This window comes from Modestobacter italicus (assembly GCF_019799965.1).
Lineage (GTDB): Bacteria > Actinomycetota > Actinomycetes > Mycobacteriales > Geodermatophilaceae > Modestobacter > Modestobacter italicus_A.
This window is the reverse complement of sequence record NZ_JABGCJ010000001.1, coordinates 618,616-642,909: the sequence shown is the minus strand read 5'-3', so window position 1 is coordinate 642,909 and position 24,294 is coordinate 618,616. Positions and strand designations below refer to the sequence as shown.

The 24,294-nt window shown below is 69.4% G+C and carries 18 protein-coding genes; 14 read left to right on the top strand and 4 right to left on the bottom strand.

All coding sequences use genetic code 11. The annotated features are described in order from the left end of the window. The first annotated feature begins 293 nt into the window (after nucleotides 1-293). The 5 genes from HLA93_RS03180 (at nucleotide 294) to HLA93_RS03160 (ending at nucleotide 6,049) form a co-directional block, all read left to right on the top strand. Nucleotides 294-1,364, top strand: coding sequence for a glycosyltransferase (locus HLA93_RS03180; protein WP_222192798.1), 1,071 nt, complete (start codon nucleotides 294-296; stop codon nucleotides 1,362-1,364). Nucleotides 1,365-1,377: 13 nt separating this feature from the next. Continuing rightward, nucleotides 1,378-2,334: a glycosyltransferase gene (locus tag HLA93_RS03175; protein ID WP_222192797.1), complete on the top strand. Its 957-nt coding sequence runs from the start codon at nucleotides 1,378-1,380 to the stop codon at nucleotides 2,332-2,334. Nucleotides 2,335-2,512: 178 nt separating this feature from the next. Further along, nucleotides 2,513-3,664, top strand: a complete 1,152-nt coding sequence (locus tag HLA93_RS03170; RefSeq protein WP_222192796.1) for a lipopolysaccharide biosynthesis protein — start codon at nucleotides 2,513-2,515, stop codon at nucleotides 3,662-3,664. Further along, nucleotides 3,654-5,102 carry a GMC oxidoreductase gene (locus HLA93_RS03165; protein ID WP_222192795.1) on the top strand — a complete coding sequence of 483 codons (1,449 nt, stop codon included), beginning with the start codon at nucleotides 3,654-3,656 and terminating at the stop codon, nucleotides 5,100-5,102. Before HLA93_RS03170 ends, HLA93_RS03165 begins: the two co-directional genes overlap by 11 nt. After that, a complete protein-coding gene (locus HLA93_RS03160) occupies nucleotides 5,099-6,049 on the top strand; it encodes an aldo/keto reductase (protein WP_222192794.1) in 951 nt (316 codons plus the stop codon). The genes HLA93_RS03165 and HLA93_RS03160 overlap by 4 nt, the downstream gene beginning before the upstream one ends. Before the next feature lie 123 nt (nucleotides 6,050-6,172). Here the strand turns inward: HLA93_RS03160 and HLA93_RS03155 are convergent, their stop codons facing one another. Together HLA93_RS03155 and HLA93_RS03150 are read right to left on the bottom strand one after the other, a co-directional pair. After that, nucleotides 6,173-7,525: a hypothetical protein gene (locus HLA93_RS03155; protein ID WP_222192793.1), complete on the bottom strand. Its 1,353-nt coding sequence runs from the start codon at nucleotides 7,523-7,525 to the stop codon at nucleotides 6,173-6,175. A gap of 169 nt (nucleotides 7,526-7,694) precedes the next feature. After that, complete coding sequence (locus HLA93_RS03150; RefSeq protein WP_222192792.1) at nucleotides 7,695-8,267, bottom strand: hypothetical protein; 573 nt, start codon at nucleotides 8,265-8,267, stop codon at nucleotides 7,695-7,697. Between the two features lie 950 nt (nucleotides 8,268-9,217). Between HLA93_RS03150 and HLA93_RS03145 the strand changes: the two genes are divergently transcribed. From HLA93_RS03145 to HLA93_RS03135, 3 genes are all read left to right on the top strand, one after another. Next, nucleotides 9,218-10,252: a glycoside hydrolase family 5 protein gene (locus HLA93_RS03145; protein ID WP_222192791.1), complete on the top strand. Its 1,035-nt coding sequence runs from the start codon at nucleotides 9,218-9,220 to the stop codon at nucleotides 10,250-10,252. Between the two features lie 310 nt (nucleotides 10,253-10,562). Continuing rightward, the gene (locus tag HLA93_RS03140; protein ID WP_246625498.1) at nucleotides 10,563-11,720 is read left to right on the top strand and encodes an acyltransferase family protein; all 1,158 of its coding nucleotides are present in this window, start codon (nucleotides 10,563-10,565) and stop codon (nucleotides 11,718-11,720) included. A 523-nt stretch (nucleotides 11,721-12,243) separates the two neighbouring features. Then, on the top strand, nucleotides 12,244-13,761 hold the full coding sequence (locus tag HLA93_RS03135) for a sugar transferase (protein ID WP_222192789.1): 1,518 nt from the start codon (nucleotides 12,244-12,246) through the stop codon (nucleotides 13,759-13,761). A gap of 10 nt (nucleotides 13,762-13,771) precedes the next feature. Here the strand turns inward: HLA93_RS03135 and HLA93_RS03130 are convergent, their stop codons facing one another. Next, nucleotides 13,772-14,737 (bottom strand): LCP family protein, encoded by a 966-nt coding sequence (locus HLA93_RS03130; RefSeq protein WP_308127912.1) that lies wholly within the window; start codon nucleotides 14,735-14,737, stop codon nucleotides 13,772-13,774. Between the two features lie 442 nt (nucleotides 14,738-15,179). Here HLA93_RS03130 and HLA93_RS03125 point away from each other — a divergent pair, with 442 nt between their 5' ends. Further along, the gene (locus HLA93_RS03125; RefSeq protein ID WP_222192787.1) at nucleotides 15,180-16,499 is read left to right on the top strand and encodes a UDP-glucose dehydrogenase family protein; all 1,320 of its coding nucleotides are present in this window, start codon (nucleotides 15,180-15,182) and stop codon (nucleotides 16,497-16,499) included. Between the two features lie 588 nt (nucleotides 16,500-17,087). Here the strand turns inward: HLA93_RS03125 and HLA93_RS03120 are convergent. Beyond that, a complete protein-coding gene (locus HLA93_RS03120; protein ID WP_222192786.1) occupies nucleotides 17,088-18,239 on the bottom strand; it encodes an acyltransferase family protein in 1,152 nt (383 codons plus the stop codon). Nucleotides 18,240-18,424: 185 nt separating this feature from the next. Here HLA93_RS03120 and HLA93_RS03115 point away from each other — a divergent pair, with 185 nt between their 5' ends. Genes HLA93_RS03115 through HLA93_RS03095 form a run of 5 tightly spaced genes read left to right on the top strand, consistent with a single transcriptional unit; the run spans nucleotide 18,425 to nucleotide 24,290 of the window. Then, the gene (locus HLA93_RS03115; RefSeq protein WP_222192785.1) at nucleotides 18,425-19,939 is read left to right on the top strand and encodes a hypothetical protein; all 1,515 of its coding nucleotides are present in this window, start codon (nucleotides 18,425-18,427) and stop codon (nucleotides 19,937-19,939) included. Between the two features lie 2 nt (nucleotides 19,940-19,941). Beyond that, nucleotides 19,942-21,372 carry a lipopolysaccharide biosynthesis protein gene (locus HLA93_RS03110; RefSeq protein ID WP_222192784.1) on the top strand — a complete coding sequence of 477 codons (1,431 nt, stop codon included), beginning with the start codon at nucleotides 19,942-19,944 and terminating at the stop codon, nucleotides 21,370-21,372. After that, a complete protein-coding gene (locus HLA93_RS03105) occupies nucleotides 21,369-22,700 on the top strand; it encodes an oligosaccharide repeat unit polymerase (RefSeq protein WP_222192783.1) in 1,332 nt (443 codons plus the stop codon). The genes HLA93_RS03110 and HLA93_RS03105 overlap by 4 nt, the downstream gene beginning before the upstream one ends. Continuing rightward, nucleotides 22,700-23,785, top strand: a complete 1,086-nt coding sequence (locus tag HLA93_RS03100) for a glycosyltransferase family 4 protein (protein WP_222192782.1) — start codon at nucleotides 22,700-22,702, stop codon at nucleotides 23,783-23,785. The genes HLA93_RS03105 and HLA93_RS03100 overlap by 1 nt, the downstream gene beginning before the upstream one ends. After that, nucleotides 23,775-24,290: a hypothetical protein gene (locus HLA93_RS03095; protein ID WP_222192781.1), complete on the top strand. Its 516-nt coding sequence runs from the start codon at nucleotides 23,775-23,777 to the stop codon at nucleotides 24,288-24,290. The genes HLA93_RS03100 and HLA93_RS03095 overlap by 11 nt, the downstream gene beginning before the upstream one ends. The last annotated feature ends 4 nt before the right edge of the window (nucleotides 24,291-24,294 follow it).

The window sequence follows — 24,294 nt, the reverse complement described above, 5'->3', positions numbered from 1 at the left end:
CGTCGTCAGCATTCGTTGACCGCCTGCTGTAGCGAGGTCACGCTTCACGTGACGTGCACCACGAACTTCACTCGGACAGGGCTCCGGATCTGGTGCAGACGGGCATGTGCCGCTTGAGTTGAGCTGGCAGCGGTGACCCCAGCTCCGTCGACAGCACGACGAGCAGGGGGACAGTGCTCAATGGAGCAGAGCGGCATCACGGGGGCGCGACAGGTGGAACGGGTGTGCGAGCTGTGTCTGTCGGATCGGGTGGGGACTCGGCCGTCCCCGCATCGGTGGGTCGGGGTTCGGTCGTGAAGGTGGCGCTGGCCCACGACTACCTCACTCAACAAGGCGGCGCCGAGCGGGTCGCCCTTGAGTTGTTGAAGGCCTTCCCTCAAGCGCCGATGTACACGACGGTCTTCGCTCCTGCGCGAACGTTCCCGGGCTTCACCGGCCGAGACGTCACAACCTCCTGGTTGAACCGAGTTCCTGCGGCCAGGCGGGACCCTCGGCCGTTGCTGCCGTTTCTGCCCAGCGCCATCAGGTCGTTGCACGTCGCGGATGCCGACGTACTGCTCTGCAGTTCGTCTGGTTGGGCGCACGGTCTGGAAGCCGGGTCGGCCGTGAAGGTCGTCTATTGCCACAACCCGCCTAGATGGCTGTATCAGCGGGACGAGTACTTGTCGGGCCAACGACGTGCTCGCCTGCCCCTCAGCGTGCTCGCGAGACGCCTTGAGCGGTTCGACCGGCGAGCCGCCCGGTCCGTCCACACGTACATCGCGAACTCGCAGGTGGTCGCGGGGCGCATCATGACCACATATGGGCGCGAAGCGCAGGTGATCAATCCGCCCAGAGGATTGGAGCCGGACGGGCCGGAAGAGCAACCTCAAGGTGTCGAGCCTGGATATCTGCTGACGGTAGGGCGTCCCCGCGGCTACAAGAACACCGGATTGCTGATCAAGGCACTCTCGGCAAGGCCCAAGGACCGGCTGATTGCGGTCGGCGGTGAGCCGGCCGACGCCGCGCCGAACGTCACGGTGCTCCGGGATCTCACGGATCCGCAACTACGCTGGCTCTATCGCAACTGTCGGGCGTTGGTGGGCATCTCATATGAGGACTTCGGACTGACGCCGCCCGAGGCAATGGCTCACGGCAAGCCGGTCGCTCTTCTCCGAGCAGGTGGGTACCTGGAGACCAACGTCGAGGGCAAGACTGGGGTGTTCATCGAAACACTCACCGAGCGCGACGTGCTGAGTGCGATAGACGACATCGATTCGACTCGGTGGGATTCGGATTCGATACGTACGCACGCCAGCCAGTGGTCCCCCGCGGCGTTCAGAGCTCGCATGATCGAGATCGTCGAGCGGGCCGCTCGTGGCTGACTCAAGACTCGACGTGGCTGACCTGCTGCGACGTGGCGGCCCCGTTCTGGCCGTTGCCTCAGGCGGCGGTCACTTGATGGAGTTGCAGCAGTTCGCGGACGAGGTGACGGATGGCTCCGGTCTCCTCTGGTGTACGTCGGGGCAACCCCGGGAGACGGAGACGATCTCCTTCCCGTACATCCCGGCAAAGAGCCTGTCGCGCGCCGTCAGTGCCGTTCCGCTTGCTCGGCGGATCCTCCGCGCTCACAACGTCCGTCGGGTGTTGACGACCGGCGCAGCCATCGCCCTTCCGTTCGCTGTCGCCTGCAGGATCGAGCGGATACCGATCCACTATGTGGAGAGCGCCGCGCGGCAGGACCGCTTGAGCGTCACGGGACGGCTGCTGAGGGCCAGTCACCTCGCGGTGGTGGCCGCTCAATTCGACATGGGGCGCGGGATCCCCGTCTCGAGCAACGTCTTTGACGGGTTCCACTTCGACTCCGCAGTCAGCCGGGTTCCCGTGGATGGACCTCTGCGCGTCGTCGTCACCTTCGGTACCAGCAGTGACTGGACGTTCCGAGCCGCCATCGACAAGGTCGCTGGCGTCCTGTCGGGTGTCGTGGAGGACTCGGCGGAGATCCTCTGGCAGACGGGGGTCGACGGCGAGGTCGTGATGGGTCAGAAGACCCACAGGCTGGTACCGGTCGAGGACCTCCGTGATGCGATGGCGCGGGCGCATCTCATCATCGGCCACGCCGGGGTGGGCACGGCGTTGATGGCCCTGCAGGCGGGCCGGGTGCCGGTCCTGCTGCCTCGACGGGCTGGGCGCGGGGAGCACACAGATGACCATCAGGTGCAACTGGCCTCCTTCTTGAAGGCGCGTGATCTCGCCGTCACGTGTGAAGTCGATGAACTGACCGCGGACCATCTCCGGACGGCCATAGGCCGACGGGTTCGCAGAGTCGGCGAAGAAGGACCGACTGGACCATGACGATGCCTTCACACCTGCACTCAGATCGCGCTGGTCGCCATGTAGCGACAGCACTGCACCACACCCGCTGCGCGGCCCGATGAAGTTCGCGCGAGTGGCCGCGTCCCGGGTCCGACGACTGTCGCGTCAGACGATCAGGTTCGCCGCTGGCGGGGCACTGCTCCAGTTGTTCGGTCTCGTGAGCGGCCCGCTGCTGGCGCACGCTCTCGGCGCTGATGGGCGTGGAGAACTGGCGGGTTTCCTGGCCCCCTTTGTCACCGTTGCCTTCATCACCTCATACGGACTGACCCAGCGCGCCGGACATCTCGTCGCCAGAGGACAGTGGTCCGGGCGCGCTGCCGCGAGATCGGTCGCTACCGTCGCCCCGTTCTCTGCTGTGGGCGTGCTGGCAGCGCTGTCCGGTGAACCGCCATCTCTCCAACTTCTCGCTGTGTCGGCTGTACTCGGTCACAACGTGAGCGCTTGCGTGCAAGGGGCCTTCCTGGGGTCGGGGCTCGCATCGCGGTTCAACGTCGTGCTCTTGGCGCCGTACGGTGCAAATCTCGCGGTCTTGGTCGCCGCGTTCGCAGTCGGTCGTCTGACCCCCACCGTGGCTCTCACCGCCCAGCTCGGGGCGTTCGTGATCGCCGGTTGTCTGACGGTGTCCCTGTACTGGGTGAGTCGTGGCGCGGTCAAGTCCACGGAAGTGGTCCCGTCGACGGCGCCGTTGTCGTCACTGCCGGCGCAAGCGGTGGCCGGATTGTCCGCGGTGTCATTCGCTGGATTTGATCAAGCCGTCATCTCCTTCCTGGCCGACGATCGGAGTCTCGGGCTGTTCGCGGTGGCGTTCTCGTACGCGGCTCTCCTTGAGACTGTGGTGGTCGCCATCAGCCTCAGCGCATTCAGCGCCATCTCCAATGACCATGCCTCGAGGAAGCACATGGTGACCGCCCAGAAGCAGACCGCGCTGCTCTCTGTGTTGGGGGCAGTGTTCCTGGCCGCGGCGGCGCCCCTGGTGATCCCGGTCATGTTCGGCGAGGACTTCAAGGGCAGTGTCGTGCTGACGTGGGTGTTGCTGTTCGGTCGCATCTTCCACGACCTCTACGGGGTCGTTGCAGTAGCGGTGACGGGTGCGCGAACGGCCCGGAGCAGCCTGACGGTCGGATTGGCGTCCCTGTTGATGGTCGGCAGCGGGCTGGTCCTCGGATGGCACTGGGGGGGGATCTTGGGCTGCGCCATCGGTATCGCGATCGCTGAAGTCAGTCGTTGGTTGCTTGCGCTCGCCCTCATCCGGGTGGATGTGGACCGTCGGCTGCAGCATGTGGAGAGGGTGAGAGCTGTTGAAGCGTGACTCCTACGACGTCTGCATCATCGGGGGCGGGGCTGTGGGGTTGATAGCTGCGACTCGAGCCGCTGCCCAAGGTGCTTCCGTCGTCCTCCTCGAGGCGGGGAGCGGCCCATTGTCTCCGTACCCCTATGACGTCGACGTGCGTGAGGCGCCGGGCTATCGGGGGGCTGCCGAGGCGCTCGGGTTCGGATTGGGAGGCACCACTCAGCTGTGGGGCGGGCAGTTGTGGCCGTGGGTACCGAGTGAGCTGGGACCCCGGCCGTGGCTCGGACTGGCGGGTTGGGACTATGACTTCGCCGACCTGCAACGGGACTATGGCCGCCTGGCCGACATCCTCGAGTTGAGCAGGCCGCAGCGTGCGCTTGTCTCGGGTGGAGCGACGGCGAGTACGCACTCCGGGCTTGGCTACGAGCTTCGGGAGTCCACATGGCTCAGCTGGCGGCAGCGGAACCTCGGCAAGACCCTCGGGCGGGAACTCGTGAACGCCAAGGCGGTCAGTGTCCTGACAGGTCATCAGGTCCGGTCGCTCCACGTCGAGAACGGCGCTGTGACTCGCTTGGTCGGTCCCGGGTGCGAGGACGTCGCTGCCGAGCACTACTTCCTGGCTGCCGGGACGCTCGGGAACGTCGCTCTCCTGCACGAGGCGGGCTCGGCGGCGGGTGGGGCTGTCGGGACGGGGTTCATGGACCACCTGTCTGTTCGCACAGCCGAGCTCGAGGTCGTGGACTGGGATGCTTATCGGGAGCACGAAGCTCCCCGGTACGACGGGTCCTCCTTGTTCACCAAGCGGTATGCAGCGCAGCGCGAGCTGCAGGAGTCTCTGCGTCTACCTGGCGTGCTGGCGCAGTGGGAGACGGAACTCCCGGCTCACTCACCTCTGCTCCAGGCAAGAGAACTGTTGCGAGGGCGGCAGCGCGGCGACAAGCGCCCGAAGGGTCTGGGCTCCCTCATCCCGGGTCTCACCAGCGAACTCCGGGGAGTGATCGGTGCGCGTCTACGTCGCCGACGGTACGTGCCGGAGGAAGCGAGGATCTACCTCAGTGTGAATGTCGAACAGTTGCCGACGGAGGGCAAACGGCTGAGTGTCGATGGGCGGACCGTGCGCATGAAGTGGTTGGCGGAGGAGGCTGACCTCAATGCCGCGGAAGTCTTCACCGAGGCCTTCTTGGACGCCTATGACCTCGAGAGGTCCGGATTGCGCGTGAAGCGCGTGTTGGAGGATCCCGTAGTCAACGACACCTACCACTTGATGGGCGGCGCACGGCTTTCGTCAGATCCCGCAGCGGGGGTCGTGACGCCCGAGCTCAGGCATCACCAGATACGGAACCTGAGTGTCGTGGGCGCATCCGTATTCCCCACGGGGGGCCTGGCCAATCCGACCTTCACGGCCGGCGCCATGTCGCTGGCCGCTGTCGACAGCTTCATCGGGGGCTTCGCGTGACCGGTCCCTTCTCGACCTCTCCGCTGGGACTGGGACTCGCCACGGTGATGAGGTTGCCAGGCCGGACGGATCAGCTGAGGGTGCTGGATGCGGCCTACAGCTCGGGTTTCCGTCATTTCGACGTCGCACCCTCCTATGGCCTGGGACGGGCCGAAGAGCTGTTAGGGAGGTGGCTCGCGTCCAGGAGTGTGGACGTCACCGTCGCCACGAAGGTGGGCTTGCCTCCGAGCCGGGTGGCGAAGCGGCTCGCCAGGATCCAGGGCCCCCTTCGCCGAGGGCTGACCGCCAGTCCGCGACTGCGGCAGTGGGTCAAGGCCAGGAGCGCGCTCGCCACCGCTGCCCCTGCGGCGCCGTCGGTCGGTCAAATCGAGGACAGTCTCGCCGCGAGCGTCCGGGAGATCGGCCGTTCTCCGGACGTGCTCCTGCTGCACGAGGTGCCAACGGACGCTCTCGGTGACGCTGAGGTGTCGGCGCTGAGACGACTGCGGGAGGAGGGACTGGTCTCACACATCGGGGCGTCGGGGCCGTCAGAGGTCGCTGAGCTGGGCGCAATGCGTCTCGCCACGGACAGCGTCGTCGTGCAGATGCCGGTCGACCTGAGGCTCGATGGCGCCATCGATGACGGCACGAAGGCCCCCGTGGTCAGGCGGCTTCGCTATGGCTTGCTGTCCCGGCACCTTGAGCCGCTGGTGGAGTGTCTGCAGTCCGCGGAGCTGGTCCGTTCCGTCGAGTCGCTGGCTGGGCTCCCGTTGCGGACCAGGACAGACGTCGCCAACCTGCTCGTGTTGGTGGCCGTCAACCGCTGGCCGGGTGACACGCTTCTGGTGGGTTCGACGAACGAGGCGAACCTCCGCAAGCTCGGCGCTGCCGTCCACGCCGACGAACGGTGGCCGACGGACACTCTCGCCGAGATTTGCCGTGAGTTGCAGCCGTACTTCCGACCGTGACCGCGGGATGTGACTGTTCTGAGTCGGTCGTCTGCTGACGGCGCGGAGCGCGGGCCGCCCTCTGACTGCTGGCGGCCACCATGTCGACCGCGTCAAGCAGCGGAGCGAGGGGTCCCGCGGAGGCTATGGCAGAGCTGCACTGCTGCCAACCAAAGTGCGTGACGGGCCCTTCGCGGTCGACCCGTTGACTGTCAGAGCTCCGGTCACTGCCATGGCGACGAGCGGGAAGAGCAGGTCGGCGGTGCCCCTCATGGTCAGATGCGTGTCGATCACCATCAGGAGCGACAGCTGGACCAAGCCGGCCATGGCGGCCACTGCCGCTACTCGAAAGGCGGGGTGGGCGGTGGACGAGATGGTGCGCCAACAGGCCTTTCCCGCAAAGAAGACGTAGGCCAGGAAGGCCAACAGCAGCGGGATCCCGCCGTTCCACAGCAGCCACGTGTAGCCGCTCTCGATCCAGATCCACTCCCTGTACGACTCGGGGGCGGGGATCCGCGCGGAGGTCTGGACTCCCAGGAGCCAGTTCAGCCCCTCCCCGAGTCGTGGCCAGATGAAGGTCTGCAGGTTCGCCAGACGACCGGTGTCGCCCGTCCACTGGAGAGGGAGCCCGGTGTTCGGGTCCAGTTCCAGCAGTCGTGCTTCGAGGGCGGGCCTCAACGCAATGGCGGCGACGACGATCAGGGGAATCGACCCGAGCGCCAGACGAGTCAGGATCCGGAGCAGGGCGCCTGTTGCGATGGCCACGGTGATGAGCCCGAGTACGCCCGAGAACTGGCCGGACGCAAGGGTTGCCATGGCGAAGAGCGCCGCGGCGGCGCCGGCGAGCACACGGGAGGAGCGGACGATGACGTACCAGCTGAGCGATACGGCCACGAGTATGGCCATGAGGTCGGCGAAGGCGATGGATCCCCCGATGGTCGACTTGGCGTTGAGCTGCTCGACCTTCTCGGGTTCGTCGGCAGAGACGAACGCGCTGAGCAGACTCGGAACCGGACCGAACTGGAGCACCTGCAGGATCCCGAGCACGGCGACAACGGCTGAGGAAGAGAGCGCCAGCACGAGAGCCGTCCGGGCATGCGTGCCTCGCCGAATGGTGATCCGCACGAGGACGTACAGGGCCAGGTACTTCCAGAGGGTCAGCGCGAACAGGGCGTCATCGAGGGTCATTGACTCAGCCCTCACGAACATCCACAGCAGGCCGGTCACGGAGCTGAACACAGCGAGCCCGAGCACGCACCAGTCGACGACATGGAGACGGATCGCAGGGAATCCCCGCAGGGCCCAGGCGCGGACGGGGCCGGCCAGCAGCCCGAGCCACAGCACTCCGAGGAGCAGTTCGTTGACTCGTATGAACGGCACCGCGGTGCCCCGCTCCAAGCCGACGACGAGAGGTCCGATCGCGAGATAGGCATACGCAGCGAATCGGGGCCACCGCGCCACCACGACGATCATTGTGATCCCGACGACGCCCGCCACGGTGTAGGTGGACCACCGCCCCGCTGCCACGCCGAGCAGGACCGCGGAGAGAAGGACGCCTGTCAGCAAGCCTGCTTGGCGCACAACGGCACCACGGTGGGGTGGTGCATCGGGAGACAGGAGTTTCAACGGGTCACAGCCCACTGGGCTCGCACGTAGCCGCTACTCGTCAGTCGGTCGTCCGGCGCTTCGCCAGGAGAAACACCATAGTGACGGCGGCAAGGACGATGCCCACCAGAGCGCCGGCAGCTGCAGACCGGATCGGCTGGGGCCCTACGGGATCTGGCAGCTCATAAGGCGCGGTCAACAGCTCGACCGGCGGGTCGGGCGGCAACTGCAGGTCCGTGAGTCGGACTTGGAGGTCGATGAGCTGCTCGACGATGAGCTGCTGATCAGGATCACCCGATTGCAGGTCCGCGAGACGCTGCTCCAACTCATCGATCCGGCCGGTGATGTAGGTCAGCTCACCCGCTGCCTGCAGACTGCGGCCAGCCGAGCGCTCCAGGAACGCGTTGGTGATGGACTCGGCGATGTCAACCGCCCTGTCCGGATCGCCGTCCTCGACGGTCAGGCGGAGGATCTGGCTACGGTCGACCCGCTCGCTCGTCACCGAGGCGGTGAGTTCTTCGACCGTCATGTCGTACTGCTCCGAGACGGCTGCCACGACGGGTCGCGACGTCATCAGGGCCACCTGGGTTGCCATGGCCTGGTCATCAGCAGTCGAGTTGGACGACGTCGCCACGAAGAGGACCTCGGATCGGGCCGCATACACGGGAGCCCCGTTCGCGCCAACGAAGTACGCGAGGGCCGTCGGCACGATGACGAGCAATGCGAGGACCGCCCCTGTGACCCAGCTCGGGATCCCGAGAGAACCTCCGGCGAACTCGCCCCGGTGCCTCGGCTTCAGTGTCGTCGTCTCGGACAGGTCAGTACCCTTCTGTTCCCCACGCTACGGATCTCAGACACGTGCCCGCCACGTCAGGCGTCCCTGCGAGAGGCCCGTTGACGCTGCACTCCACAGCACGTTCGAGCGATGAGGCCCGTGGCTCGTGGTCATGCAGGCCCGACCATCTGGGTACCAGTCGGCTGCCTCGCGAGGTTATCGCTACCCGGCAAAGTGTCAAGGAGCACGGTGGGAGGGGCACTTGCGAAGTCACTCGCTGGGAGGAGCTGACGTGTTGAAGGTCACCCAGCGACGGGAGCTTCGGCGATTGCGTTCGTGTGCGTCACCTGTTCGCCGGGATTGTCGCGATCTCCAATACCGCCCCCCGTGCCTCGCAACAGGAGGTGCTAGCAAAGAGCCGGATCGCTGGGAATTCGGTTGAGGTGCCCATCTCACCGCGAGCTCAACTGGACAGTTGAGGCAGTGATCGCCTGAGCTACCGTTGGACAGTGCCCAGGCCCGCTGCTGCATCACGCCGAGGTCTCATCGCCGCGTTGGTCGTCGGCCTGGTGTGTGCCTGCAGCCAGGGGGCGGGCCGCCTGCCTGCCTCTGCGGAGGACGCTCCAGGGCAGGCAGCTGAGACGCCGCCAGCTCCGGTGTCGACCGGACCAGCGACGCGTGAACATGACGGAACTGGCAGGGACGCGGGCGTCCCGCCGCCGGCTCTACCAGAGTCGACTGAGCTCCCTGAACCCCCTGAGCCGCTCGCGCTCGCGCCCGCGTTGGATGACTTCGACTTCCTGCGGGGGGTGAACACGCAGGGAGGCGGGGGGTCGCAGGAAGATCCGAAGCGCGTTCCCGGCATCGCCGAAACCGACTACCACTGGAACAGTGCGCAGTTCTATGAATATCTTTACGAACGTGGGCACCGGGTGGTCCGGGTGGACTTCTTGTGGGAGCGGGTGCAACACCGCTTTGGTGGGGAGTTGGACCCTCAGGGGCTGCGGGAGCTCCGAGAGGTGGTGCAGCGCGCCGGTGAGGCGGGACTGCTGGTCATCCTGGACATGAAGAACTACGGACGATACTGGCTTCCAGACGACACCCAGGTCGTCTTGGGGCAGGGAATCTCGGTTGAGGCATTCGCTGATGTCTGGAAGAGGCTGGCCGATTCCCTCTCGGACCAGACAGCGATCGTGGCCTATGGATTGATGAACGAACCTTGGGGGCTGCCCTCAGAGGGTGGGCTGGGCTCGGGCAGCACGTGGAACCGGTACAGCCAGGCCGCGGTAGAGGCGATCCGGGCGGCGGGCGATGAGCGAGCAGTGCTCGTGGCCGGTCACGAGTGGAGTGGCGTGTGGGCTTGGTCGCGGCAGAACGGGGAGCCCTGGATTGACGACCCGGCTGACAACGTCTACTACGAAGCCCACATCTACTTCGACGCAAACACCTCCGGCGCCTATGTCGACTCGTATCAGGCGACCGAGGCTGACGCCATCGCCCGCGGCTGGGTGAGCCTCTCTGATCGAATCGAGAGCGAGATCGGCAACTACACCTCATGGCTAGCGGAGCACGACCAGCGCGGGTTCGTCGGCGAGATCGGTTGGCCGAGCGGGCCTGACGCGGCTGAGTGGAACGGCGTCGGGCAGTTGGCCTACGAGCTGCTGAATGACGCAGAGATCGGGGCCACTTACTGGGCCGCGGGCGAGTGGCTCGCCACTGGCAATGAGATGTACGCACTTGACGCCTACCAGAGGGGCGAGGGGCGGCCACAGGCGCAGGCGCGCGTCATAGAGGACGCGTGCAACCGGTCTCGCGGGAAGGCCGATCCGCCAGCGGGGTGTTGACCAGGTCGCCCGGAGCGAGTGGCCAGCCGCGTGCTCGCGCGGGCCGCTGGCCGTACGGCCGAGGCCGTCCTGGCGCTCGACGCGTTGTGCCGGCGGGGTGTGAGCTGGGGCTCAGGGCATGGTGCTCGCTGCGGGCCCCCTCTACCGTGAGCCGTCGGCTTGCGGGGGGTCACCTAGGAGTGGCGGTTTAGAGCATGTGGCACTTACCGCCCCGTGGCCGAGCTGGCGAACTCGCGCACCGCTTCGCTCGCGCCCTCACCTGGTGCTCCCCCGTCGCGCGACAGCCTCGCGGTGATCGTTCGGGCTACCGATGACCGCGGCCACCGAGCAGCGATTGAGTCACAGTCGGGGTCTTGATGTCGTCCGGGGCGTGGCGGCGGTGTTGGTCGTCCTGGGGCACTCCAGGGACAGCCTCTTCAGTGCTCGAGATCTGGATCAGTCCGCCTCTGGCGTCTTCCGTCTCCTGCTGATCCCCACGTCTTTCGCGCAGGAGGCAGTGGCGGTCTTCTTCGTCATCAGCGGATACCTCGTTGGCGGGCAGGTGTTGCGCCAAGCGCGGGAGGGGCGGTTTCACTGGGGTGACTACCTGGCCAAGCGCCTCTCGCGGCTCTGGACGGTTCTTCTCCCCGGCCTGTTGCTCACATTGGCCGTCGACTCCGTCTCGATCGGCTTGGATGCTGTCACGGTCGACGCCGTAGGTCCGGACCCGTCGCGCGATGTGGGGGCAGCCGCCTGCAACGCCGTCTTCTTGATGCCCACCCGCTGCGAGAGTTTCGGGACCAACACCTCGCTGTGGTCGCTGGCGTACGAGTTCTGGTTCTATGTCGCGTTCGCCGCTGCTACGACTGCCTGGTTCGCCGTCGTCGAGCGGCGACCCCTGCGGCTTGGCGCGGCGCTCCTTCTGTTCGGGGCAGTCGTGGTCATTTTCGGGATCGAGGTGCTCTGGCTCTTTCCTGCCTGGCTCGTTGGTGTTGGTGTCGCTGGAGCTCGCTTGCGTCTTGGAGCTGACTCGCGCTTCGAGGGGTGGCTTGCGCGACGTGCCGTGCTTGCGTGGGCGGCAAGTGCATCGTTGCTCTTCGTCGTCGCTCTCGGGTCGAATCTCGTGCAGCCCACCTCATATGTTGGTTACCCGAGTGTCGCCATTGCATCGGTACCTCTTCTCTGGCTGTGCCTGGGTGCAGGGGGGGAGAGGCCTCGTCGGTGGGTCTCCGTAGGTGAGTGGGTAGGCGGGTGGTCCTACTCCATGTACGTCTTCCACAGGCCGCTCGTCGTCCTTGCAGTCGTCATCTCGAGAGACTGGTGGAACGGCAGTCAGGCGTTCACGACTGGGGCCGTATACGTGCTCGCCGTAATGGTGATCGCACTCACCTATCCGCTGTATTGGCTCACGGAACGTCACACATGGGTCATTCGGAACCTGGCGCTTCGTTGTCTTGGTTCACGGAGTCGGTCGACCAACGTCCCGTGAGCACACCAGGGCGGTGATGCCCTCGTCGGTGGTGGTGGTTGACCTGCCGGTACGACTCCGGCGGGGCGACACGCCGTCTTCCGGTGACGGCCGCCGTTGACGCGGTGCTGGCTGTGTTGATGCGGAAGGCTGCTGGACGGCCCGTTCTCCGGAGTCGCACGTCAGGTGGCGAGTCGGACCGCAGGTGCACCGCAGGTGCCCCTGGGCTCCGCAGTTCCCAGTTGGCCGGGCCGATCGACCTGTCCGATCGACAGAGTGATGAGCATCACGACAGTCTCGGAAGTGCACAATGTTTGCGACTGTGCGCGTGGCGCCTGCAGTGAGTGTGCAAGAGAGTCCAGCTTGTAGTCAGGGCCGAGAGTTGCAACACAGCGTGTTCACATGATGACGATAATGGCACTGCCAATTAGTCAAGAGCTTGGCTACGTTTCCCCCGCTGGCGAACTGCTGTTCCCCGGCTGACTCAGAAATACACGCCGACGCTGTCATTGGGTCGTCGGTGGACGACACGGGGGTGCGTCGGATGAGCCTGCTCGATGAGCGTGGGGCACTTGGACTGGGTGCCGCGACGGCTGCCCGACGTCGGCTCGCGCCGGCTGCACGGTTACGCGGTGACGGGACGCATGCACGTCGCGCGTGGCGAGCCGCCTACGTCAGACGGATCGTTGCGGGCGACGTCCTCGCCGCAGTCGCTGCCTCCGTCGTCGGCTACCTCGTTCGGTTTGGTCCAGATGCTGGTGCTCTGACGCCCGCGCAGTCGTCGCTGTGGTTGGCCGCTCTCCTGCCGCCGGTCTGGGTGGCGATCATGTTCGTCGCTCGCGCGTACGAAGAGCGCTTCCTCTGGGTCGGCGCGGAGGAGTTCCGGAGGGTCTTGGCGGCTGCCGTCGCATTGTTGGCGGCTGTGGGCGCCGTCTCGTGGGCCTTTCAACTCCAGCTCGCTCGTGGCTTCGTCGTCCTCGCACTGCCGTTGGCCACTGCCCTCACACTGATGCTGAGGTATGGGCACCGCTCCTGGCTGCACCGCAGGCGGGCTGAGGGGAAGTTCCTCCAGACCGCCATCATCGTCGGTCACCGGAATGGTGTCGTAGCGCTGCACGAGCAGATCGACCGGGAGGCCTACCACGGCTATCGGGTGATCGGCTGCTGCCTGCCACCAGCTGTCGCCGGCAGCCAGCCGTTGGCGTTCGACGGTCTGCCGGTGCTCGGCAGCCTCGAAGAGGTCGTCGATGTCGTCCGCGAGTACCAGGTCGACACCGTTGCCGTGCTGCCCTCGCCGGAGCTCGACGGCCCAGCCCTGCGCCGCCTCGGGTGGGAACTGGAGAAGACCGAGGCCGAGTTGCTGCTCGCGCCCGCCGTCACCGAGATCGCTGGGCCCCGGGTTCGGATCCGTCCGGTTTGCGGACTTCCGCTGCTGCACCTCGAGCGGCCAGAGCTCCGTGGAGTCCGGAGGCTCACCAAGGAGAGCTTCGATCGGTCGGCTGCTGCGGCGGGTTTGCTGCTCTTGGCGCCGCTGCTGGTCGCCCTCGCGCTGGTGGTGGGCCTCACCAGTCGTGGTGGGGTCTTCTACCGTCAGGAACGCGTCGGCCGTGACGGGCAGACCTTCGAAATGCTCAAGTTCCGCAGCATGGTGGCTGGCGCTGATCGGTTGGTGGGGGACCTCGACTCGCGGAGTGACGGTAACGGGGTGCTGTTCAAGATGAAGGGCGACCCCCGTGTCACTCACATCGGGAGGGTGCTTCGCCGCTACTCGCTCGACGAGCTGCCGCAGTTGATCAACGTGGTGCGCGGCGATATGTCGCTTGTCGGTCCGAGGCCGCCGTTGCCGAGTGAGGTGGAGCGGTACGGCTTCGACATGCACCGCCGCTTCCTCGTGAAGCCGGGGATCACGGGACTCTGGCAGGTGAGCGGGCGTTCCGATCTGTCCTGGGACGACTCGGTCCGAATCGACGTCCGGTACGTCGAGAACTGGTCACTGACGTTCGACTTCATGATCCTCTGGAAGACCTTGGGAGCCGTCGTTCGAGGCGCTGGCGCCTACTGATCCGGGTTGCTCAGCGCGGCACTTCAGGCAGTGTCTCGTCGGCGAACTCATCCGCGTTCTGGCCAAGCGAATCGGTCCGCAGATAGCCCCACATCCGCTGACCTGTCGTGGGGTCGAGGTAGACGACGCTCGCAGGCCCCTCCATGCCGGTGCCCAGCACCGGGGCGGTGAAGAACTCGACCTCGGACGGGGTCAGCCCGCGCAGCGAGTAGGCCATCGCCAGCAGGTGGCCGTTGCCCAGCCCGTCGTCCACCGCCACTGCTCTCGTGACGGCCAGCAGCGTCGAGTCCAGCTTGGCGGGGGAGGTGAACACCTCCTGGCTGAACAGCTTGGTGAACATCGCCCGCAGGTAGTTCTGCTGCCGCTTCACCCGGTCGAAGTCGCCGCCGGGCAGGTCATAGCGCTGGCCGACGTACCAGCGGGCCTCCTCGCCGTTGAGGTGGTTGAGGCCGGCGGTGAACGTGTACGGCCCGTTGCTGGTCGTCTCGGAGACGAGGACGTCCACCCCGCCCAGGTCGTCGGTCACCTGGATCAGCCCGTTGAAGTCGATCGCCGCGTAGTGGTCGATCCGGACGCCGGTCAGCTGCTCGATCGTCTGGATGAGCAGCGTCGGCCCACCGAGCGCGTACCCCGCGTTGATCTTGTTCTTGCCGTGTCCCGGAATGTCCACCCACGAGTCGCGCGGGATCGAGACGACCTGGACGTGCTCGCGGTCGCCGGAGAACCGGGCGAGCATGATCGCGTCGGACCGGGCGTCGGGGAGCTCACCTGGAGCGATCTCCGCACGGGTGTCGGAGCCGACGAGCAGGAAGGTGATCGGGTCCTCAGTCGCCTGGGACGCCTCGCCCGTGGGGGAGGGGGCCGCAGGTCGGGACTCCTCGTCGAGTGCCTGGAAGACATCGCCGACCCGGTCGATGTTGCCGCCGTACCGGTTGGTGAAGAACCACGCCCCGGCTCCGATCGTGAGTGCGAGCACCAGGCCAAGGACGCCAAGGGTGATCAGTGTCCGGCGCAGCCAACGACGGCGCGGTGCGGCCTCGCCGTCTGAGCTGTCGTCGGCGGCTCCCGCCGGACCATCGGCCACCGGGAGCGTCCAGGCATCCTCTGGCGACGCGTCGCGTCCGGACGGCGCGGCACTATCGGGGTCTCGCTCGCTCATCGGTGTGCCCCCGTGATCTGCGTGGTCAACTGCCGGACAGTAGCTGGGCGCGATCGGGTGGGACCTGCGCTCCACGAACGGCCTCACCCGTCAGGGGCGGGCGACCGGAACCGGACTCTCTCGCCGGGTGACCTTGATCGCTCCGCCGTTCGTCGAACCCCCGCTGGGGTCGCTCTCGCTGGCGCCCGGACGCCTGCTTCTTCTACCGTTCCGCTGCGCGGGGCCTCCGCCCCCGTACGCGCGGGGAGGGACGACGTCCATGAAGATCTCTGTCATCGGCTGTGGCTACCTGGGAGCCGTGCACGCGGCCTCGATGGCCGAGTTGGGTCACGACGTCGTCGGCATCGACGTCGACCAGCCGAAGATCGCGGCGCTGCAGGACGCCAAGGCGCCCTTCTACGAGCCTGGTTTCGAGGAGCTGCTCGGCCGCTCGCTGGCCTCCGGGCGGCTGCGGTTCAGCACCGACATGGCCGACGCGCGCGACGCCGTCCTGCACTTCGTCTGCGTGGGCACCCCGCAGAAGCGCGGCGAGTACGCCGCGGACATGCGCTACGTCGAGTCCGCGGTGGAGTCGCTGCTCGAGGCGCTGAAGCCCGGCGACCTGGTCGCCGGCAAGTCCACCGTCCCGGTCGGCACCGCCGCCCGACTGGCCGAGCTGGTCGAGGGCAAGGTGCCCGGCGCGATGCTCGCCTGGAACCCGGAGTTCCTCCGCGAGGGCTTCGCCGTGCAGGACACGCTGCACCCCGACCGCCTGGTCTACGGCCTGCCGGCCGACGGGAACGGGGAGAGGGCCCGGGCGATGCTGGACGAGGTCTACGCCTCGATCGTGGCCACTGGCACGCCGCAGGTGATCACCGACTACGCCACCGCGGAGATGGTGAAGACCGCGGCGAACTCCTTCCTCGCCACCAAGATCTCCTTCATCAACGCGATGGCCGAGCTGTGCGAGGCCACCGGCGCCGACGTGAAGCAGCTGGCCGACGCCATCGGGCACGACGACCGGATCGGCCGCAAGTTCCTCAACGCCGGCCTCGGCTTCGGCGGGGGCTGCCTGCCGAAGGACATCCGCGCGTTCATGGCCCGGGCCGGCGAGCTCGGTGCCGACCAGGCGCTGACCTTCCTACGGGAGGTCGACAACATCAACATGCGCCGCCGGATCCGGATGGTCGAGCTGGCCCGCGAGGTCTGCGACGGCTCACTGCTCGGCAAGCGGGTCGCCGTGCTGGGAGCGGCCTTCAAGCCCGACAGCGACGACATCCGCGACTCGCCCGCGCTCAACGTCGCAGCCCAGCTGCAGCTGCAGGGCGCGGTCGTGCAGGTCACCGACCCCGCCGCGGGGGAGAACATCAAGCGCAGCTGGCCCCAGCTCGACGTGGTCGACACCCCGGAAGAGGCGGCGAAGGGTGCCGACGCCGTGCTGCTGCTCACCGAGTGGAAGCAGTACCGCGAACTCGACCCGGTGGCCTTCGGCAAGATCGTCAAGCAGAAGCGGGTGCTCGACGGCCGCAATGCGCTCGACCGGGACAGCTGGACCGACGCCGGCTGGACCTATCGGGCGCTGGGCCGCCGCGCCGGCTGAGCCGCCGGCTCGACGAGCAGCACGCCGCCCCGACGCGACATCCTCCTCAGCGGCAGGGTGACGTTGCGCCCGTTGGTCCTGGCGGGTGAATGAGCATTGCGGAAACCCGAGGTGACACACGAGCATCTGATGCGTGTCCAGTGGGGGGCTACGGCGTCTGCTGCATCGGCTCGCTGGTGCAGTGCCAGCCGATGCTGCGCACGAGTGCATGTACGGGAACCTCGCCGGCGCGTTCGATGACTGCACGGTGACCGTTCCGCCGAACCAGGGGCGGCGAGGGCACGGGCTGGTGTTCTGCTCCGAGGAACACGCCCTGGAAGATCAGGGTGAGCAGGTCTTCTGACGGTGGTCAGGCGGCCCGGGCGGTGGAGCTGTCCAGGTCCCGACCGTGGCGCCCAACTCGACCAGGGGCAGGGGCTGCTGCTTCGGTCGCTCTCGGCGGCCCGGGCGCAGCGGATGACCCCGCTGCTGCCCCACGCGTCGGTGACCGCCGCGGTGGCCGCTGCACTGACCTGGCCCGCAGCGAGCGTCTCGGCAACCATGGCGCTGTTCCTCGCCACCATGGCAACCCGTCGAGCGAGCGCCGGCTCAGGCCTGGGTGGAGTCCGGCGCTGGGGGAAGGGGGTGCTCGCCCTGGCGGGGCTGGGACACATGGGCCAGGGGGCGTTGTGCTGCCGGCGGGCGGGCGCCCTGCGACCAGGTCTTCCACGGGCGGGGGAGGTCGAAGACCCAGTTCGCCCAGGGGCGCGGCTCGGCGAACACCGCCGCCACGAACGGCACGGCCACACCCAGCGGGATCGCGATCGCGGCGATGACGAACGGCTCGTCGACGCCGACGGCGAGCAGCACCACCCGCACCCCGGCCACCACGATCACGTGGGCCAGGTAGATCGGCAGCGTGCGCCGGCCGATAGCGGCGAGCAGCCCGCGCAGCGGCGTCACGTGCGAGAGCAGCACCGAGACCGCCAGCAGCGCCACCGTGCCGGCGACGGCCGCGCACAGGCTCAGCGCGCTCTGTGCCAGGTCGGCCGGGGCGGGCACGGTGCCCGGGACGACGTCCAGCTGGTCGATCAGCACCAGGGCAGCCAGGCCGACGGCGCCGACCGCCGTCCACCCCCACACCGAGCGCTGCATCAGCGCGCCCAGCAGTGGCAGACCGACGACCGAACCGGCCGCGGCGAAGACGAGCAGCGACAGTCCGGTGAGGCCGAAGACGTCCGGGTTCCAGCCCCACGTGACCAGGCTCACGCCGAGAAGTGCGACACCGACCACCAGGCCTCGTGAACGGCTCACCCACGGCCGGGAAACGGCGAGCACCACGGAGGTGACGATGAGGAACGGCAGGAACCACAGGTGCGCGAAGGTGATCCACACCGACCAGATCGAGCCGGTGTCGCGGGGCGTGTTCTTCAGGCCGTTCGTGGCCGCCTCGGCTGCGCTCTGCAGCACGTACCAGAGCAGGTAGAGGTAGAGCATCAACGAGACCCGCTCGCGCACGTAGCCCACCCCGCCACGCTTCGTGACGGCTCGCGGCACGAACAGCCCCAGCAGGAACGCCAATGCCGGCATGCGGAAGAGGTAGAGCGCGGAGTTGACCGTCTCCAGAGGATGATCCGCCGGGATGAGACCGGCGTTCAGCATGCCGTCGATGGAGTGGTTGGCGGCCACGCCGACGATGGCGACGGCCCTCGCGACGTCGATCGCGTGGACCCGCTGTGGGCGCGCGGGGGCCTCGGTCACGGGCCTCAACCTAGATCGATTCCGGCGTCGATGCAGATGGGAGCTGTGTCACGTCAGAGGGGCACGGCTGGGTCACGACGGTCACCCGAACGTGTTCTCCGGGCCCGTGGCGAACCCCGCTCGCCCTATCATTCGAACGCTGTCAGCGGGCGGACTCCGCCAGTCAGACGAGAGGACGCCAGTAGATGACCAGCAGCACCACGGGGGCGACCAGCACACGGTCGGTGACTCACGGTAATCAGCAGGACGAGGCCCAGGGTGCTTCCCGGGCGGACACCTGGCCGGGCCCGGCTGCGCCGCTGGTCTGGCTCGCCACCCTCGCCCTGATCGGCGCCCTCCTCGGTGGCCTGATCGGCGCCGTCGTCGGCGCCACCCGCGACGAGGCGGTCACCGCGTCGGCGACGTTCGAGGTGGTCCCCGACGCACGGGCGCTGAACAGCCCGCTGGCGACGAGCACCACGAACACCGACACCGACACGTTCGTCGAGGGTCAGCTGCAGGCGCTGGAGTCCCTGCGCCAGGGCCAGCAGGACGACGACGTCTCGCTGTCCGTCACCCAGGTCGGCACCGCCGACGTGCTGCGGATCAGCGCCACCGCGCCCACCGCCGACCAGGCCACCGCGGCCGTCGGCGGTCTGCTCGACGCCTACGTCGCGCAGCGCCAGGAGGCAGCGGGCGAGTCGGTGACCGCCGCCCTGGCCGCGGTCCAGCAGCGACTCGACGCGCTGGCCGTGCTCGGCGGCACCGACGAGGCCGGCACCCCGGTCGGCCAGGAGGTGCAGCGGCTGCTCTCCCAGCAGAGCGAGCTACAGGCCGCCGCCACCCGCGTCCCCGGCCTCGTTCCGGTGCTGCGTGGCCCCACCGCCGACGAGCCCTCCGGCGCCCCCGCCTGGCTGCTCTCCGGCCTCGTCGGCGCCGTGCTCGGCGCGGTCCTGCTGCTCGCCGCCGGCGCCATCTGGCGGGCGACCACCAGCCGGCTGTTCGACGCCCGCCTGCTCGTCGCCGCCGGCGTCACGGTGCTGCTTCCGCGGCTGCCCGCCGGGCGGGTCCGCGGCCGGGGCCGCCAGGTGCCCAACCGGGTGCCCAACGCCCGCGCGCTCTCCGCCGCCCGGCTCCTGGTGCCCCAGGTCACCGAGGTGGGCCGCGGTGCCAGCAGCCTCGCCGTCTTCGGCGCCGACGAGCGCGCCGGGGCCAGTGAGGTCGCCTGGGAGCTCGCCTGGGCCATCGCCTCCGGCGGCGCCCCGGTCGCCCTGCTCACCACCGCCTCCGCCGCCCACGCCGAGCGCCCCGACGGCCAGCGTCGCGCCGACGGCACCGAGCGGGTCGTCACCTCCGCGCTGAGCGTGGTCGAGCTGCCCGCCCAGCTCGACGACGACGCGCTCGCCGCCGCCGTCGCCCGGCAGCGCGCCGCCGGCCGGCAGGTGCTGCTGCACGCCCCGGCGCTCACCACCGGCGTCCGGGCCCACGACCTCGCCCGGCACGTCGACCAGGCCGTCGTGGTCGTGGGGGAGGGCGTCTCCTCGCTGGAGGGCGCGCTCGCCGCCGTCCGCGACGTCAGCGGCTCCAGCGCCCCGCTGCTCGGCGTCGTCGTCACCACCACCAGCGGCCACCTCGGCCGGGCCCAGGTCGACGCCCCCGCCGGCCACCCTGCGGAGGAGACCACGTCGCCTCGGCAGGAGACCGTCCCCAGCGAGGTCTGACCTTGGCGGTCGCGGCGGAGCAGACCCAGGAGGTCCGCCGGAGCTTCGGGCTGCGCATGGTGGTCGCCGTCCTGGGCCTGGTGGCCACCTTCCTCACCTCGGTGGTGGCCGTCCGGACCCTCGACGCCCGGGCCGCCGCCGGGTTCCTGGCGATCCTCGGCGCGCTGATGCTCGGCCCGATGGTCGGCCGCCTCGGCCTCGGGCAGAGCGCCATCCGGGCGATCGCCGCCGCCGGCTCACCCGCCGAGGTGGCCGTGCAGGTGGTCGCCCACCTGCGCGCCGTCGCCCTGCTCAGCGTGGTCACCGCCCCGCTGGTCGCCTGGGTCGCCACCGTCGTCGTCCGTGAGGACCGCGGCCTGGTCGTCGCGCTGGTCGCCGGGCTGATCGTGCTGGAGACCCTCCGGCTGACCATCAGCGACGTCTACGCAGCACTCGGCCGGATCACCTGGTCGGTGGCCGCCACCCACCACAGCCGGTCGATCCTCGCGCTGCTGGCCATGCTGGTCGTCGCGCTGGTGCAGGGCGGGGAGACCACCCTGACCACCCTGCTCAGCGCCTACGCCGGCACCTCGCTGGTGCTGCTGCTCGTCGTCGTCGTCCGGCTGCCGCTGCGGTCGGGCAGCACCGGCACCCGCTGGTGGCGGTCGATGCTGGTCGCCATGGCCGCCGGGGCCTGGCTGTTCACCGTCGAGCTCGGCGCCTTCCTCGTCGGCCGCGGCGACGTCTGGCTGGCCGGCGCGGCGTTCCCCGCCGACGAGGTGCTGCTCTACTCGACCGCCAGCGTGCTGGCCATGCAGGTCACCGTGCTCGAGGGCCTGGCCAACATCGCCATCACCCCGGTCGCCGCCCGGCTGTGGGCCGAGGGCCGCCGCGACCGGGTGTTCGCCCTCCTGCGGGCCAGCGCCACCCTCTCCACCGCGGTCACCGTCGTGCTCGTCATCGCCGTCTGGCTGCTCGCCCCCCAGGTGCTGGCCATCTACGGCGAGGGCCTGGACGACGCCGCCCCCTACCTGGCCGTGCTGGCCACCGGCGGCCTGGGCATGGCCGTCTTCGGCGCCTGCGCGGTGTTGCTCGTCGTCACCGGCAACGGCCGCACCGCCGCCGGCGCCGTCGGCGTGGCCATGCTCGTCGCCGTCCCCGCGGCCGTGCTCGCCGCCGTGCTCGGCGGCCCGCTCGCGCTGTCGATCGCCAGCGCCTCGGCCACCGCGCTGCTGTTCGGCTCCTACGCGTTCGCCTGCCGGCGGGCCTTCGGGACGGCGCCGCTGCCCGGCCTGCACCTGCGCCGCAGCCTGCTCCTGCTCGCCGGCCGCGGACCGGACGACGACGACACCGCGACCGACGCCACGGCGACCGCGGCCACCGACAACAGCGCGGTCACCGGCAGCGGCGCCGGCCCCGGCGTGGTCGTCGACGGCCCGGGGACGCCGCGATGAGCGTGCTGACCGCCGTCCGGCCCCGGCGGGTCCGGCCGCGCGGCGCCGAGGTCGGGGGCACCCCCGGCGTCTGGTGGCTGTCCCCGCTGGCGCTGATCGGCCTGGTCGCCCTGCCCACCACCTGGCTGGCGCTGGCGATCCCCGACGAGCGGTACCGCGCCCTGTGGGGCACCCCGAAGTCGATCGACCTGCACTGGACGCTGTGGTTCAGCCTCGGCCTGGTGCTCTTCCTCGGCGCGGCGATGCTGCCCGGCACCCGCGGCGTGCGCCGGGTCGCCCACTGGCCCGGCCTGTCCACCGGTGACCTGCGCATCCTCGAGCGCTCCGCCACGGTGCTGTTCTGGCTCACCATGGTCGGCTACATCGCCTACGCCGCGCAGGCCGTCCGGGTCGGGCTGAGCCCCACCCTGCTGCTGACCTCGCTGATCAACCAGGAGCTCTACGGGCTGGGCATCCGCGACCGGCTGGGCACCGTCCCCGGTCTCACCACGATGACCCAGTTCGGGCTGGGCTTCGTCGTCGTCACCGGCGTGCTGCTGATCGCCAACGGCCGGCGCGCCCGCTACACCCGCCGGCTCGTCGTCGTCGTGCTGCTCGCACTGGTGCGCGCCTTCTTCGTCACCGAGCGGCTGGCCCTGCTCGAGCTGCTCGTGCCGATGCTGGTGCTGGTGGTCGCCGGCATGTCCCGCAGCACGCGTGGCGCGCGCCGGGCGGCGTTCCTGCCCGCCGTCCTGCTGCCGGTGGTCGTCCTGGTCTTCGCCGCCTTCGAGTACTCCCGCAGCTGGGTCTTCTACGCCGCGCAGGGCGGGCAGTCCTTCCCGGTGTTCGTGGTCGAGCGGTTCGCCGGCTACTACGTGACCGCCTACAACAACGGCGCGATCCGGCTGCTCCACCAGGACAGCCCCGGCCTGCCCTACGACCTGTGGTCGGCGTTCTGGACCGCACCGGGCGTCGGCAGCGCCAACCTCTTCGCCACCCTCACCGGCGTCGACGCCGACCCGGCGTACACCCTGGCGCTGGAGCAGTTCGGCAACCCCGAGTTCAACAACTACGGCGGCGTGGCCAGCCCGTTCGTCGACCTGGGCGTCGCCGGCGGGCTGGTGTTCTACGTGCTCGCCGGGCTGCTCGCCGGCACCCTCTACCGCTCGCTGCGTGAGGGCCGGATCTGGGGCCTGCTGCTCTACCCGGTGTTCGTGCTGACGCTGCTGGAGCTGCCCCGCTACTTCTACATCGGCCAGGGGCGGGCCACCCCGGGGCTGCTGGCCCTCGTGGTCGTCGCCCTGCTGGTCAACCGAGCCCGCCGACGACGAACCGGAGCCCGACTCTGATGCCCCGCCCGCTGCGCTACCTGCTGGTGGCCACCCACGTACCGCCCAGCGGAGGCGGTGGCGGGATGGTCCGCTACGTCATGGAGATGGCCCGCGGCCTCGCCGTCCGCGACGACGTCGAGCTGCACGTGCTCGCCGGCGCCGGCGCCGAGAGCGCCTTCAGCGACGTGGTCGAGCCCGACCGGGTGCACACCCTGCCCGGCCGCGGGCCGCTGGCCTCCGCCGTCGAGCGGCTCGCCGGTGCCCGGGTCGGTGGGCGGATGGACGTCGTCCACGGCACCAAGCACCTGCTCCCACGGGGCGTGCCGGGCATCGGCGTGCTCACCGTGCACGACATGCTGGCCCTGGACCGGCCGTACGACTTCGGCCTGGCCAAGCGGCTGCTGGTGCGCGGGCCCTACCTGGCCTCGCTGCGGGCGGCCGACGCACTGGTCTGCGTCAGCGCGGCCACCCGCGACCGGGTCGCGGCCTACCTGCCCTCCGTCGCTGGCCGCACGTCCGTCGTGCACCACCCCGACGGGTCGTCGCTGACCTCCGTCGACGCCGAGCCGGTGCCCGAGCTGACCGGGCGGCCGTTCGCCCTGGTCGTCGGTGACCCCTCGCCGCGCAAGAACGTCGGGCTGGTCGTCGACGCCTGGGCGCAGGTGCGGGCCGAGCTGCCCGACGCCGTCCTCGTCGTCGTCGGGCCGGACAGCTGGGGCCCCACCGACCGCGGCCAGGCCTTCGCCGCGCTGGCCGCCGAGGGCGCCGTCGCGCCGATGGGGCACGTGCCCGACGCCCAGCTGCGCTGGCTCTACGAGCACGCCCGGGTGGTGCTGTGCCCGAGCCTGGCCGAGGGGTTCGGGCTGCCCGCCGCCGAGGCGCTCACCTTCGGCGCCCCGCTGCTCACCTCCGAGGACCCGGCGCTGGCCGAGGCGTCCCCGGCCGGCGCCGAGCGGCTGCCCGGTCGCCGACCGGAGGTCTGGGCGCGGGCGATCGTCGCCCACCTGCGCCGTACCCGCCCGGCCGCGGCGGTCCGGCCGGCCCGCCGCGGCTGGGACGACGTCGTCGAGGAGACCCTGGAGGCGGTGCGCCGTGCCGGTTGACGTGAGCGGGGTCCTGTCCACCCCGGTCTACGCCGAGACGCTGACCGTGGTGCACGTGGCCGCCGGAGCGGACGCGCCGACCGCCACCGCGACCGCCGCGGTGCAGACGGCGGCCGGCTGGCACGCCCGGGTGCACCCGCCGGCCGAGCTCGCCGGGGTCGACCTCAGCTACGTCGACGTCGTCGTCCTGTGGGGCGCAGCCGCCGCCGGACGCGACGTCGTGGCCGGTCGCCGGCCCACCGTGGTCGTGCTCGACGCCGCCGAGGTGCGGGCCGTGCTGACCCGCCCCGCCCGCTGGGCCGCCGAGCTGCGCCGGGCGGCCGACACCAACCTGCTGCTGGTGCCCGCCGGCCTCGCGGAGCGCTACACGCGCTGGGGCCCGCCGGTGCCGCTGGCCCACCGGCCCGAGGGCCTGCCCGGCGACGACGCCGTCACCGTGCTGTCGGCCTGGACCGCCAGGGCCTACGCGTTCGGACGCCGTCCGGCTGCGCAGCCCGCCGGCTGAGCCG